This window comes from Mycobacterium sp. IDUB_21 (assembly GCF_055419425.1).
In genome coordinates, this window is the sequence record NZ_JBVAXQ010000015.1 from 46,269 (window position 1) to 60,030 (window position 13,762).

Consider the following 13,762-nt stretch of genomic DNA (forward strand, 5'->3'; position numbering starts at 1 on the left):
CACTAGTTTATGTGTTTACCGTCACAGTCAGCGGTTGTCAACGATCCGACAGCAACATCCGATGGTTTGGTTCGGCGATGTTTCGGAGCCGCTGCGTCCGATCTTCGGCGCGGTGGCGTGACCGCACTCTGCGGATCACGAGCTGTCCACTGCCGCATGGGCAAAACACGATCCGGCTGTTACTCGGCTACCGAAACGGGCGTCATGCGAATCGGTTGCATCTGGCCGGAGGCCACAACCCGGACACGGGTGCCGAGCAAACTCAAGACGCTGCGTCTGCGACGAACCGCCGCAGCCAGCCGAACCAGGCATCCATGCCGGTACCGGTGCGGGCACTCACCGGCAGAATGGTCGCCGTCGGGTTGACCTGGCGGATGTGGGCAAAGTAGGTGTCGATATCGACGTCGAGATGCGGCACCAGATCGATCTTGTTGAGCAGTACCACGTCAACCGCGCGGAACATCACCGGATACTTGAGCGGCTTGTCCTCCCCCTCGGTGACCGAGTAGACCATCGCCTTGGCGTGCTCGCCGACGTCGAACTCGGCCGGACAGACCAGATTCCCGACGTTTTCGATGACGACCAGGTCGAGGGTGGCCAGGTTCAGTCCTCGCAGCGCACGGTCGACCATCGGCGCGTCGAGGTGGCATTCGCCGCCGAAACCGTTGCTGGTATTGAGCAAGGACACCTGCGCGCCGCGGCCGTCGAGCTTGGCGGCATCCAGGTCAGTGGCGATATCGCCTTCGATGACCCCGACCGCGATCTCGCCCGCGAGCCGATCCAGGGTGGCCGCCAGCACCGTCGTCTTGCCCGACCCCGGCGAGCTCATCAGGTTCAGTGCACGAACCCCGTTGCTGGCGAACGCCTCCCGGTTATAACCGGCCCGCATGTCGTTCTCGGCGAATATCGACTCCAGCACGTCGATACGCTGCGATCCGGTGTGATAGCCACCGTGATCGCCGTGGTCGTGCTGGTGATCGCCGTGTTCGTGAGTGTGCACGGTGCCGTCATCGTGTCGATGAAATCTTCCCATCAGGGTGCCCTTTCCCGAGGCCCTACGAAACGTCCAGCGAGGTCACCTGGAACTCGTTGCCGCACAACACCTCGACGTCCGCACTCTCGCAGTGCGGGCACAGCAACGACCATCGCGAGGTGATCTTCGAATGCCGGCTGCAGGAACGGCACCGCACCTCAGCGGTGACGAACTCGAGTTCGAGTTCCGCGTCGGGTAGGTCCGCGTAATCGCGGACCAACGTCCAGCAGAAGGACAGGGATTCGGCAACGACCTGTCGAAGCGCTCCGATCTGGACGCGGACCGTGTCGACGTGGCGGCCGTCGGCATACGGTTTGACTACCCCGGCAATCGCCTCACACAGCGCCAGCTCATGCACTGCTGGTCACCTTGCGCGGCGCACCGATGGCCGGACCCATGCGCACCGTTCTACACCCACGCCCGCGCGAAGGGGGCGGATCAGGCCGGTTCGGCGCCAACACCGTCACCGACGCGGGTTGTTCACCCACGTCCTTTGCGTTCGGGGGCGGCTACTGACTGCGACGAAAATCCTGCCGCGGAATGACTTTCGGCGCATGGGAGCGGCGAAAAGCCCCGCACGTGGGGGCTTTCGTCTTGCCGCTAGCCGCCGGTCGGGGGCGTCGGGTCGGGAGTAGGCGCAGCGGTGGGCGTGGCCCCGGCGCCACCGGCGGTGCCTTCGCCACCGGTGGTGTTGGTGGGAGCGGTGGGCTTTGCGCCGGCTGTGCCCGCCTCGGAGCCCGAGCTGCCACCGGTGCCGCCGGTCCCACCGGTGCCGCCATTGATCTTGTCGACGCCGTTACCGCCGTTGCCGCCGCCGCCGCCGCTGCCACCGTCACCGGGGTTGTCCTTGTCGGTGCTGCTGCCGCCGTTGCCGCCGTTGCCGCCGTTGCCGACGGTGACCGCCTGGCCGTTGGTCGGTGCGGTGCCGCCGCCAGCAAGGAGCTTGCCGCCCTGCCCGCCGGCGCCGCCATCGCCTCCGTTGCCGGTGGTGCTGCTGCCGCCGGCGCCGCCGGCGCCGCCGTTGCGGGCAAGCCAGGTCGCGTCGCCGCTGTCTCCGCCCTTGCCACCGACGCCGCCGTCGCCGGTGGTCCCGGTGCCGCCGGCCCCGCCCGCGCCGCCGGTACCGCCGGCGCTGAACACGTTACCGCCGGTAATACCGGCCACACCGTTGCCGCCGTTACCTCCGGCGCCGCCGGTCTCGCCATTGCCCCCGGCACCTCCAGCGCCACCGCTGCCGCTGAAGCCCAGGATCTGACCCTTGCCGGCCAGGCTGCCATTCGCGTCGTTCCAGCCGGAGCCCAGTTTGCCGTCGCTACCGTCGCCGCCCTTGCCACCTTCGCCGCTGGTGCTGGCGCCGCCGGCGCCGCCGTTTCCGCCGCTGCCGCCGGTGATAGTGCCTTGGCCGGCCTCACCGCCGTTGCCGCCGGCGCCACCGTTGCCGCTGTCGCCGGCGTCCTTGGCGGTGTCGGTGGCGGCGCCGCCAGCGCCGCCGTTACCGCCCGCGCCGCCCCAGATGACCCGGGTGTCGGCGGGGAGGTTGTCTTCGCCACCATTGCCACCGGTCCCGCCTGCGCCGCCGTCGTGGTCGCCGACAGACGCACCGCCGGCGCCACCGGCACCGCCGGCGCCGGAGACGCCCAGGATGGTGCCGGCCCCGAACTTGTTGCTGAAGCCGTCGATACCCCAGGTGCCGTCGGACTTCCAGCCGGTCGCGACAGCTCCGTTGCCACCATCCCCACCGATGCCGCCCTTGCCCTCACCGGTGACTACGCCGCCCGCACCACCGGCGCCACCGGTGCCGCCGTACTGGGTGCCAGTGCCTGCGTTACCGCCGGTGCCGCCCTCACCACCGTCGCCCTTGACTGCACCACCGCCCTTGCCGCCGGCGCCGCCATTGCCACCCTTGGTCGCGGTCCCTTGGTCGGGGTCGGTCGTGGGGGAAGCTTTGCCGCCGTCGCCGCCGTCGCCACCGCTACCGGTCACCGTGCCGCCGGCACCGCCGTTGCCGCCGGCACCGCCATTGCCGCCGGTCGTCGCGTTGCCGGTGTCACCCTGCTGTGCGTCGGCACCCGTGCCGCCGTCGCCGCCGTCACCGTTGGTCCCGCCATTGCCGCCGTCACCGCCGGCTCCACCGTTCAGATGGAGCTCATCGCCGGCGATGCCGTCACCGCCGGTGCCGCCCTGCGCCGTGGGGACGTCGTCGCCCCCTACCCCCACGCCGTCGGCGCCCTCGGTGCCCGCTGCACCGGTTCCCTCGGCGCCACCAGTACCTGCCGCGCCTGCTGCACCGCCATTGCCCACGGCCCCGGCGTTGCCGGCATTGCCGCCCTGGCCACCCGAACCAAAGCCGTACTGACCCTTAGAGTCCCAGTCACCTGCAGCGCCATCGCCGCCGTTACCGCCCGCGCCGCCGCTGCCGCCGGCGCCGCCGTCGCCGCCGTTACCGTTGGCGCCATTGCCTCCGGACGTTGAAGCGCCGCCGGCGCCGCCCGCGCCGCCCTTGCCGCCATCGAAGCCGGTACCGCCGTTACCGCCATTGCCACCGGCGCCGCTGTTTTCACCGCCTAAGCCGCCGGCGCCCAGTTCGCCGGTCACACCATGGTCGCCGGCACCGCCCTTGCCGCCGGTACCGCCGGTACCACCGTTGCCCGAGTCGGAGGCACCCCCGGCGCCGCCGATGCCGCCATTGCCGCCGTCGCTCTTGGAACCATGACCACCCGCGCCGCCATTGCCGCCGTTACCGCCGTCGCCGGTCGTTCCGGTGCCACCGGTGCCACCGGCACCGCCATTTCCGCCGTAGACACCGGCGGCGCCATCGCCACCGTTGCCCCCGTAGTTGTGGGAGCCGTCGGCGTCGGCACCGGCCCCGCCGGCACCACCATTGCTGCCGATGAAGGGAATCCCACTTCCGTCGGCACCCGGCGCGCCTTCGGCGCCGGCGCTGTCGCCTTCGCCGCCACCCGCGCCGCCTTCGCCACCGCTGCCGCCGACATTTCCGTTGGCGCCAGCCAGGCCGCCGTCACCGCCGGCACCATCCTGGCCGCCGGAACCGTCGTTGCCCCAGACGCCCGCGGCACCCTTACCCCCGTCGCCGCCCGCGCCCACGGCACCGCCGGCACCGCCATTACCGCCGGCACCGTTGTTCCCCACTTTGCCTACGTCATTTTTGAGCTCTCCGGCTACGCCACCAGCGCCGCCCTTACCGCCGTCGAGGCCGTCCCCACCCGCTGTGCCGGCGCCGCCGGCCCCGTCGTTAGTACCGACGACCCCGGCGGCACCTTCGTTACCCTTGATCCCGTCGTGCCCGGCGCCACCGACACCGCCGGCACCGCCGTTGCCGCTGTTGCCGGCCTCGGTACCGCTGTCGCCGCCCTTGCCACCGACACCACCGACACCGCCCTCGTCACCGGCATTGGTACCGCTCACGCCACCGGCGCCACCGGTACCGCCGGTGCCACCATTGCCGTTCAGGCCACCGCCGCCGCCGGTACCACCGTTACCACCCGCCCCGGGCCCGTGAACGCCGTCGTCATCGACGCCGGCGCCGCCGGTGCCGCCCTTGCCACCATCGCCATTGACGTCGCTCGCAGTGCCGTCTGCGGCCTTGCTGCCGAACCCGCCGGTACCGCCAGCGCCACCCTTGCCGGCCTCGCCGCCCTCACCGCCATTGCCGCCGGTACCGCCGTTGAGGTGCGCGACATCGCCGGCAGCACCCGTACCGCCTTGGCCACCCACGCCGCCGGCCCCGCCATTACCGCCCACGCCGCCGGCGCCGACCAGGGAGCTTGCGCTACCACCTTTGCCGCCGGTGCCGCCGATCCCGCCGTCCTTGCCGTCACCGCCGAGGCCGCCGTTGGTACTCCAAACGCCGTCCGTACCGGCCTGGCCGACCGCGCCCGCGCCGCCGTTCCCGCCCGCACCGCCGATACCGAACAGCCAACCGTTGGCGTCGCCACCAGCCCCGCCGTCGCCACCCGCATCGCCGACACCACCGGCACCACCGATGCCCATGATCGTGCCGCCGGTGCCACCGGCACCACCGTCTCCGCCCGCCAGGCCGGCGCCGCCTGCGCCACCATCGCCGAACATCCCGGCGTTACCACCGACGCCACCTTCGGCACCCGCGCCACCATCACCGAACAACCAGCCACCGGCCGTGCCGTTGATGGTGTCGTTGCCCTCCGTCAGGCCGTCAAGCCCATTACCGATGAGCAGGCGACTCGTATCGAGCGAGTTGATCATGTCGATGATCGATGCGTTGGCCGGATTCTCGATCCACGCCTCCACGGCCGTGTGCATCGGCTGGTAGACCAGCGTGTTCCATATCGACGAGAAGTCGAGCGCACTGGTGTCCGCGGCGATACCCGGGTCAGCCGATGAGTCGAACCAGGAGTTGATGTCCCACGCGCTGCTGTCCCATGCGCTGCTGTCCCAGCCGGAGGCCGAGTCGGAGACCGGCGCGAACAGGTCGGTCAGCCAGTCGAAGTCCAGGTCGGCGTGCGCCGTGGGCGCCGCGGCCAGCGGGGCCATGCCGAACGCCAGGAACGCCGCCACGGTGCTGCCGGCACCGGCCAGCCGATTACCGGTTCTGCGGCCGTTGTTCCGACGCTGCTCCCGACTTGGCATGATTCCCCGCTTCTGCGCTGAAGGCGACCTGTGTAGAACTGAGCAAATAGATACGTTGTTCACGCAGACTATTCCAAGGAACGGGGTTCCTCCACTCGTGTGCGGGAATCCGACCGGCCTACAAGGAAGTTAACGCCGCCAGTCAGTCGGCGGCCGGGGGCTCGCGGCGAACCGCCTTGAGCCGGTACATCATCAGATCGGCCGGAACACCGCTGGACTTGGCCGCCAGAACCTGCCGGCGGGCCCGTTTGGCCACCACGCCCAGCTCGTCGAGATCGTCGGGGTCGATACGCTCCAGAGTCGCCCCGGACACCACGATTCCGCCCTTGACTGCGCGCTCCATGACCCGGGCGGCGATGTTGACGTCCACGCCCAGCCAGTCATCGGCCAGCCGCTGCGGCCGACCGGTGTGGATACCGACCCGCATCCGCGGTGTATAGCCGTTGACCTCGACCGTTGCGATGGCGTCCTGGGCCTCCAGGACCGCACCGACTGCAACCAGCGGATCGCGGAACACGGCCATGATCCCGTCGCCCATCCGTTTGACGATGCGACCGCCGGGGTTCAGCAGCGGCGGCTCCACCGCCTGCGACACCCGCCGTAACAGAGTGAGGGTGGCGTCGTCGCCGCAGCGCAGCGACCACGTCGAGAAACCGACCAGGTCGGTGAAGACCAGCGTCGACTCGGAGTTGGACGGCGCACGCGATACCCGTTCGGTCAGCGCCTGCCAGATCTGCAGGGCACCCAGGCTGACCTCGCGCGACGCCGCGGACCGATCACCCATCAACCGGTCCGCCGCCCGCGCCGCGGCCTGCGGCCCGCCCTCGCCGGCCGTGGACAGCGGATCGCCGAACTCCGGGTCCCCCGGCAGCGCCCGGCGGACGCGCCGGACCAAATCGACCACCCGCACATCGTTGGTCGTGCGGTTCAACCAGGCCGCGGCCTCGTCGAGAGAGAACGGACGGCGGCGATTCGAACGGATCTCTTCAGGAATCTCCACCACCTCCTCGAGCTCACCAGCCTGCCGACCGACCGGCTCGAGGTCCATGCGCCCCAGCGTAGGTGCCTGTTGCAGCCACCGGCAACGGCCGAGGCACGTGTCGCGCGCCACGGTGAGACAGTCCTGCGCGACGCGCCGTCGAGGATGTAGACAACGTGCGTTGTCACAATTATGGTTGTGTCAGGTTCGTCAGACAGGAGACGTGATGACCGTTACGCCGACCGCGTCCGCCGAGCGGGTGTCGCAGCCCGCGGAGCAGAGTGCCCCCGCCAAGACCGCGCCCAAGCCCGCCGCTGCCGTCGAGCCGTTGAACTCCGAGTCGCTGACCTGGAAGTACTTCGGCGACCTGCGCACCGGGGTCATGGGCATCTGGATTGGCGCCATCGAGAACATGTACCCCGGCCTGGGCGCGGGAGTCACCGACCACTCCAGCGTCTTAAGTGAGCCGATGCAGCGGGTGACGCGATCGGTGTACCCGATCATGGGTGTGGTCTATGACGGGGCGCTGGCCCAGCACACCGGCGCCGCGATCCGCGACTACCACCGCGACATCAAGGGCGTCGACTCGCAGGGCCGGCGCTACCACGCGCTGGATCCCGACACCTTCTATTGGGCGCACGCCACGTTCTTCATGCTGATCATCAAACTCGGCGAGTACTTCTGCGGCGGGCTCACGCTGGCCGAAAAGCACCAGCTCTTCGATGAGCACGTGCAGTGGTACCAGATGTATGGCATGAGCATGCGCCCGGTGCCGAAGTCGTGGCAGGACTTCTGCGAGTACTGGGACCGGGTCTGCGAAGACGAGCTGGAGCTGACCCAGGCCGCCATCGACATCTTGAACATCCGCATCCCCAAGCCCTGGTTCGTCCCGATGCCGACCGGGGTGTGGGACCAGATGTTCAAGCCGGCGCTGGCCGCCCAGCGTTGGGTCGCCGCCGGGTTGTTCGAGCCGGTGGTGCGGGAGAAGGCCGGTCTGCGCTGGTCAGAGGGTGACGAGGTGTTGTTCCGGCTGATCGGCAAGGTCACCCACATGGCGTTCACCTTCGTGCCCGACGAGATCCGGCTGCACCCGCGCGCGCTGGCCGGCTACCGCCGCGAACAGGGCAAGATCGCACCGGACACCCCACTGCTGCAAGCCCCGTGGTTCAGCGGACCACCAAAGGACCGGCGCCGCAACGGAATGCACTACCTCCCTCCGGTGAGCCGGGGCATGAAGCTGGTCGAGCGGGCCGGGGCATTGGTGCACAGCACCTTCTCGCTGGCCGCCGGCAGCGGCCTTGCTCCGCGGCCACGTCCCCGACCGAAAGCCGCTTAAGCCCCGCGCTGCGCTCGCGCGCTCTGATACAAGCAGATCGCCGCTGCCGCAGCGACATTGAGGCTCTCCGCGCCGCCGGACATCGGGATACGCACCCGATGGTCCGCGGCTGATGCGGCGGCGGCCGGCAACCCCTGGGCTTCCGGGCCGAACAGCCAGGCGGTGGGCGCCACCAGCACCGGATCGGCGTCGTCGAGACACAGGTCGCCGTCCAGGGCCGTCGCCAGCACCTGCAGCCCCGCCTCCCGTAGCGCCACCAGAACGGCATCGGTGTCGGCGGCCACCACCACCGGGACGTTGAAGATGCTGCCTGCCGAGGCGCGCAGGCACTTGCCGTTGTAGGGATCGACGCTGTTGCCGGTCAACACCACCACACCGGCACCGGTGGCGTCGGCGATGCGGATCAGGGTGCCGGCGTTACCCGGCTCGCCGATGCCCACCGCCACGACCACCAATTGCGGTGCGTCGGACAGCAACTCGTGCAGGTCCGGTTCCGGCAACGCACACACCGCGACCAGTCCGGCCGGGGTGACGGTGTCCGACAGCGCTTTTGCCGCCCGGTCGGTGATCTGGTGCACCGGCGCCGGCGCTGACGCCAGCAGCTCGCCGTGGCGCTGCACCGCCGATTCGGTGGCGAAGACCTCGCGAACCAGGCCGCGACGGATCGCGGACTCGATCAGATTGGGTCCCTCCGCCAGGAAGCGTCCTTCGCGCTTCCTGGCGACGTGCCGATGCAGCTTGACCGCCGCGACCACGCGGGCCGAGCGTTCGGTCAGCATCGGCGCAGCGGTCAGGCAGCCTCGCCGGAGGGCGCGTTGACATCCTCGGGCAGCGCGGCCTTGGCGACCTCGACCAGCGCGGTGAACGCGTCCGCGTCGCTGACGGCGATCTCGGCGAGGTTCTTGCGGTCCACCTCGACACCGGCGGCCTTGAGGCCCTGGATCAGGCGGTTGTAGGTGACGCCGTTGGCGCGGGCCGCGGCGTTGATCCGGGTGATCCACAGCTTGCGGAAGTCACCCTTGCGGGCACGGCGGTCACGGTAGGCGTAAGTCAGCGAGTGCAGCTGCTGCTCTTTGGCCTTGCGGTAAAGCCGTGACCGCTGGCCACGGTAGCCTTTCGAGGCCTTCAGGATGGTGCGACGCTTCTTCTGAGCATTGACTGCCCGCTTCACGCGTGCCATGGGGTGTTCCTACTCTCGTTGGGACGTAAGGGGAATTGCGTTGCGTGGAACGGCAATCAGCCGTTCAGCATCGCCTTGACGCGCTTGGTGTCGCTGGGAGCCACCTCGGTGCGTCCGGCCAGCCGGCGCATACGGCTGCTCGGCTTGTGCTCGAGCAGGTGGCGGGCATTGGCCTTCTGCCGGACGATCTTGCCGGTTCCGGTGCGACGGAACCGCTTCGAAGCGCCACTGTGGGTTTTCGCCTTGGGCATGTTTCCTCAGTTCTGTGTCGGGGTCAGTTTTCGGGTTTGGGCTCGGCCGCCTCGGCGGCGGTCTCCGGTGCAGGTGCGGTGGTAACCGCGCCTCCGCCGGCATCTTCTGCGGCCTTGGCGCGGGTTTTCGCGCCGCGGTGCGGGGCCAGCACCATCGTCATGTTGCGCCCGTCCTGCTTGGCGGAGGTCTCGACGAATCCGTACTCGGCGACGTCGGCGCCCAGTCGCTGCAGCAGGCGGTAGCCCAGCTCCGGCCGGGACTGCTCACGTCCGCGGAACATGATCGTCACCTTGACCTTCGCCCCGGCCTCGAGGAAGCGGACCACATGGCCCCGCTTCGTCGCATAGTCGTGGTCGTCGATCTTGGGGCGCAGCTTCTGTTCCTTGACGACGGTCTGCTGCTGGTTCTTGCGAGACTCGCGCTCTTTTTGAGCCGCCTCGTACTTGTACTTGCCGTAGTCCATGATCTTGCAGACCGGCGGTTTGGCGGTCGGTGCTACTTCGACAAGATCGAGATCGGCATCCGCGGCCACGCGAAGCGCATCTTCGATGCGCACGATGCCTACCTGCTCCCCTCCCGGGCCGATCAAACGGACCTCAGGTACGCGAATGCGCTCGTTGACGCGGATCTCAGTGCTGATGGGACCTCCCTGGGTAGTCTTTCGGTCGCGACCGCCGCAGTGCCCGTCCGGACGCAGCGGTGCTGAAACCACCCACCAGCAAAAAAGCCCTGCACGAAGCAGGGCCCAAATACCGACCGATCGCGGCCCGATACCATCGGGACCGCCTGCGCACTGCGCAGAGCAGGCGGTTCGCACCGCCTGCGACCGGACCACTGGGCCTACGGATTGCTCCTCGGCTAGTGGTGGGAGGGAACTCCACTTGCTGTCCTGGCGTACGCCGGGACGGTCGCGGAAGACAGTCTAGCAGCAGTTCAGCCGTGCTATGACCGGCCGTTTCGCCCGAGGGTGGGGCCTCACATCATTTTCGCGGTTTATCTGTTTATTGTCGCGGGCTATGACGCTGACAGTGCCGCGCTCGCGCCGCCGTTCGACCTCGCGCTGGCACTGGGTACCCGCAGCCGCTGCCTGGGCCGTCGGCATCGCCGCGACGTTGTCGCTGCTGGCGAGCATGTCCCCGGTGATCCGCTGGGTCATCCGGGTGCCGCGCGAGTTCGTCGACAAGTACCTGTTCAACTTCCCCGACACCAGCCTGGCCTGGGCGTTCGTGCTGTGCCTGCTGGCCGCGGCGCTGAGCGCACGCAAGCGCATCGCCTGGTGGCTGCTGATCGCCAACCTGCTGGTCGCCGGCGGCTGGAATCTGAGCCGGCTGGTGTCGGGCAGTGCCGACCGGATGCAGGTCGTCAGCGGCGGCGCCGGCCTGGCGCTGCACACCGCTGCGCTCGTGGTGCTGGTGTTGGCCCGCGGCGAGTTCTGGGCCAAGGTCCGCCGCGGTGCGCTGCTCAAGTCCGCCGCGACGCTGGCGGCCGCGTGGACGGTCGCGATCCTGCTGTGCTGGGGGCTCATCGAGCTCTTCCCCGGGACCGTCGAGCGACCGTGGCGGCTGCCGTATGTGGCGAACCGGGTGGTCGGCTTCGCGCTGCTGGAACCGGACCTCTTCCCCGGGAAGCCGGACTTCGGGCTCAAGGCGCTGTGCGGACTGCTCGGGGCGCTGGCCCTGATCATCGCCGGGATCGTGCTGTTCTTGTCGCAGCGTGCCGACAACGCCCTGACCGGTCAGGACGAGTCCGCGATCCGCGGGCTGCTCGAGTCCTACGGCCAGAACGACTCGCTGGGCTACTTCGCCACCCGCCGGGACAAGTCGGTGGTGTTCGCCCCCAACGGGCGCGCCGCCATCACCTACCGGGTCGAGGTGGGCGTCTGCCTGGCCAGTGGTGACCCGGTCGGTGACCCGAGGGCGTGGCCGCAGGCGATCAACGCCTGGCTGCTTGTCTGTCAGGACTACGGCTGGGCGCCCGGCGTCATGGGCGCCAGTTTCGCTGGCGCGCAGGCCTTCCGGGAAGCCGGCTTGAGCGCCCTGGAGCTCGGCGACGAGGCGATCCTGCGGACCTCGGAATTCAAGCTGTCCGGCCCCGACATGCGCGGGGTGCGCCAGGCGGTGACCCGGGCCCGCCGGGCCGGGCTGACGGTGCGGATGCGCCGCCACGGCGATCTTGGCCCCGACGAGATGGCCCAGGTGCTGCAGCGCGCCGACGCCTGGCGCGACACCGAGTCCGAGCGCGGCTTCTCGATGGCGCTGGGCCGGCTGGGCGACCCGGCCGACGTCGACTGTCTGCTGGTCGAAGCGGTGCAGGGGGAAGACACCGCAGAGAACACCGTGGCGATGCTTTCGCTGGTGCCGTGGGGGCACAGCGGGGTGTCGCTGGATCTGATGCGCCGCTCACCGCAGTCGCCCAACGGCACTATCGAGTTGATGGTCAGTGAACTGGCGCTGCAGGCCGGCACCATCGGTGTCAGCCGGATCTCTCTGAATTTCGCGATGTTCCGGGCGGCGTTCGAACAGGGCGCCCAACTCGGGGCCGGGCCGGTGCTGCGGGCATGGCGCCGGCTGTTGATGTTCTTCTCACGCTGGTGGCAACTGGAGACGCTGTACCGCTCGAACATGAAGTATCGGCCGGAGTGGGTGCCGCGCTATGCCTGCTACGAGGACGCCCGGCTGATCCCCCGGGTGGGTGTCGCGTCGGTGATCGCCGAAGGTTTTCTGGTGCTGCCGTTCTCCCGGCGCAACGAGCAACACACCGGACACCACTCGTCGGTGCCGGCGGCGGTGGCCGCCACCGGGAGGTTCCACAGCGACGGCACCGCACCCGATAACGACCCCGTCATCGCCGGGTTCACCGAGCCCACCCAAGCACCCTCCCGGCTGCCCGAACAGGTCCGGGTCCGGATGGACAAGCTCAAGTCGTTGCAGGACAGCGGAATTGACGCCTACCCGGTCGGTGCTTCGCCCAGTCACACCGTCGCCCAAGCGCTGGAGGCCGGCACCGACGAGACCGTCTCGGTGGCCGGGCGGGTGCTGCGGATGCGCGACTACGGCGGGGTGCTGTTTGCCCAGTTGCACGACTGGTCCGGTGAAGTGCAACTGCTGCTGGACAATTCGGTGCTGGCCGAGATCGGCGATGCGCGTGCCGGCGACTTCAACGCGGGCGTCGATCTCGGCGACCTGATCGAGGCGACCGGGCGGATGGGGCAGAGCCGCAACGGGACGCCGTCACTGCTGGTGGGGCGCTGGCGGCTTATCGGCAAGTGCCTGCGCCCGCTGCCCGACAAGTGGAAGGGCCTGACCGACCCCGAGGCGCGGGTGCGGACCCGCTATGTGGACCTGGCGATCAACGCGCAAGCACGAGAGCTGATCACCGCCCGCAGCAACGTACTGCGCTCCATCCGGGACACCTTGTTCGCCAAGGGATTTCTGGAGGTCGAGACCCCGATCCTGCAGCAGTTGCACGGCGGGGCGAACGCCCGCCCGTTCGTCACCCACATCAACGCCTACGACCTCGACCTGTATCTGCGGATCGCTCCGGAGCTCTACCTCAAGCGGCTGTGCGTGGGCGGGGTGGAGCGGGTGTTCGAGCTGGGTCGGGCGTTTCGCAACGAGGGCGTCGACTTCAGCCACAACCCGGAGTTCACCCTGCTGGAGGCCTACCAGGCCCACGGCGACTACCTCGGCTGGATCGACGGGGCGCGCGAGCTGGTCCAGAATGCCGCGGTGGCGGCCAACGGCGCGCCGGTGGTGATGCGGCCGGGGGCCGACGGGCGGCTGGAAGCGGTGGACATCTCCGGGCCGTGGCCGGTGCGCACCGTGCACGACGCGGTGTCGCAAGCCCTCGGCGAACAGATCGACGCCGACACCGACCTGGCCACCTTGCGCCGGCTGTGCGACGGCGCCGGCGTGCATTTCCTGCGGCAGTGGGATGCCGGCGCGGTGGTGCTCGAACTCTACGAGCACCTGGTCGAGGCCCGCACCGAGCAACCGACGTTCTACACCGACTTCCCGACGTCGGTGTCGCCGCTGACCCGGCCGCACCGCAGCAAGCCCGGGGTGGCCGAGCGGTGGGACCTGGTCGCGTGGGGGGTGGAGTTGGGCACCGCCTACAGCGAGCTCACCGACCCGGTGGAGCAGCGCCGCCGACTGCACCAGCAGTCGCTGCTGGCCGCCGGCGGCGACGTCGAGGCCATGGAACTCGACGAGGATTTCCTACAGGCCATGGAGTACGCGATGCCCCCGACGGGCGGACTGGGCATGGGCGTCGACCGGGTCGTCATGCTCATCACCGGCCACAGCATCCGCGACACCCTGCCGTTCCCGCTGGCCAAGCCGCGCTGAACGGCATTCC

At 69.4% G+C, this 13,762-nt stretch carries 10 protein-coding genes; 2 read left to right on the top strand and 8 right to left on the bottom strand.

What is annotated here, in order from left to right:
• Positions 1-262 precede the first annotated feature (262 nt).
• The 4 genes from hypB to ACZYY4_RS19615 all read right to left on the bottom strand — a co-directional run bounded on the left by hypB (position 263) and on the right by ACZYY4_RS19615 (position 6,707).
• On the bottom strand, positions 263-1,033 hold the full coding sequence (gene hypB, locus ACZYY4_RS19600) for a hydrogenase nickel incorporation protein HypB (RefSeq protein ID WP_463811715.1): 771 nt from the start codon (positions 1,031-1,033) through the stop codon (positions 263-265).
• Between the two features lie 22 nt (positions 1,034-1,055).
• Positions 1,056-1,391 (bottom strand): hydrogenase maturation nickel metallochaperone HypA, encoded by a 336-nt coding sequence (locus ACZYY4_RS19605; RefSeq protein WP_463811716.1) that lies wholly within the window; start codon positions 1,389-1,391, stop codon positions 1,056-1,058.
• A 242-nt stretch (positions 1,392-1,633) separates the two neighbouring features.
• Positions 1,634-5,659: a PE family protein gene (locus ACZYY4_RS19610; protein ID WP_463811717.1), complete on the bottom strand. Its 4,026-nt coding sequence runs from the start codon at positions 5,657-5,659 to the stop codon at positions 1,634-1,636.
• Positions 5,660-5,801: 142 nt separating this feature from the next.
• Positions 5,802-6,707, bottom strand: a complete 906-nt coding sequence (locus ACZYY4_RS19615; protein ID WP_463811718.1) for an adenylate/guanylate cyclase domain-containing protein — start codon at positions 6,705-6,707, stop codon at positions 5,802-5,804.
• 157 nt (positions 6,708-6,864) lie between these two features.
• Here ACZYY4_RS19615 and ACZYY4_RS19620 point away from each other — a divergent pair, with 157 nt between their 5' ends.
• Positions 6,865-7,974: an oxygenase MpaB family protein gene (locus ACZYY4_RS19620; RefSeq protein ID WP_463811719.1), complete on the top strand. Its 1,110-nt coding sequence runs from the start codon at positions 6,865-6,867 to the stop codon at positions 7,972-7,974.
• On the opposite strand, the gene ACZYY4_RS19625 is transcribed toward ACZYY4_RS19620, so the two are convergent.
• The 4 genes from ACZYY4_RS19625 to infC are packed head-to-tail and all read right to left on the bottom strand — an operon-like array spanning position 7,971 to position 10,046.
• Positions 7,971-8,753, bottom strand: a complete 783-nt coding sequence (locus tag ACZYY4_RS19625; RefSeq protein WP_463811720.1) for a TrmH family RNA methyltransferase — start codon at positions 8,751-8,753, stop codon at positions 7,971-7,973. The genes ACZYY4_RS19620 and ACZYY4_RS19625 overlap by 4 nt on opposite strands.
• Before the next feature lie 11 nt (positions 8,754-8,764).
• Positions 8,765-9,154 carry a 50S ribosomal protein L20 gene (rplT, locus tag ACZYY4_RS19630; RefSeq protein WP_085262318.1) on the bottom strand — a complete coding sequence of 130 codons (390 nt, stop codon included), beginning with the start codon at positions 9,152-9,154 and terminating at the stop codon, positions 8,765-8,767.
• 56 nt (positions 9,155-9,210) lie between these two features.
• On the bottom strand, positions 9,211-9,405 hold the full coding sequence (rpmI, locus tag ACZYY4_RS19635; RefSeq protein WP_463811721.1) for a 50S ribosomal protein L35: 195 nt from the start codon (positions 9,403-9,405) through the stop codon (positions 9,211-9,213).
• Positions 9,406-9,428: 23 nt separating this feature from the next.
• Positions 9,429-10,046: a translation initiation factor IF-3 gene (infC, locus tag ACZYY4_RS19640; RefSeq protein ID WP_463811786.1), complete on the bottom strand. Its 618-nt coding sequence runs from the start codon at positions 10,044-10,046 to the stop codon at positions 9,429-9,431.
• 376 nt (positions 10,047-10,422) lie between these two features.
• Here infC and lysX point away from each other — a divergent pair, with 376 nt between their 5' ends.
• Positions 10,423-13,752, top strand: coding sequence for a bifunctional lysylphosphatidylglycerol synthetase/lysine--tRNA ligase LysX (gene lysX, locus ACZYY4_RS19645; protein WP_463811722.1), 3,330 nt, complete (start codon positions 10,423-10,425; stop codon positions 13,750-13,752).
• Positions 13,753-13,762 lie beyond the last annotated feature (10 nt).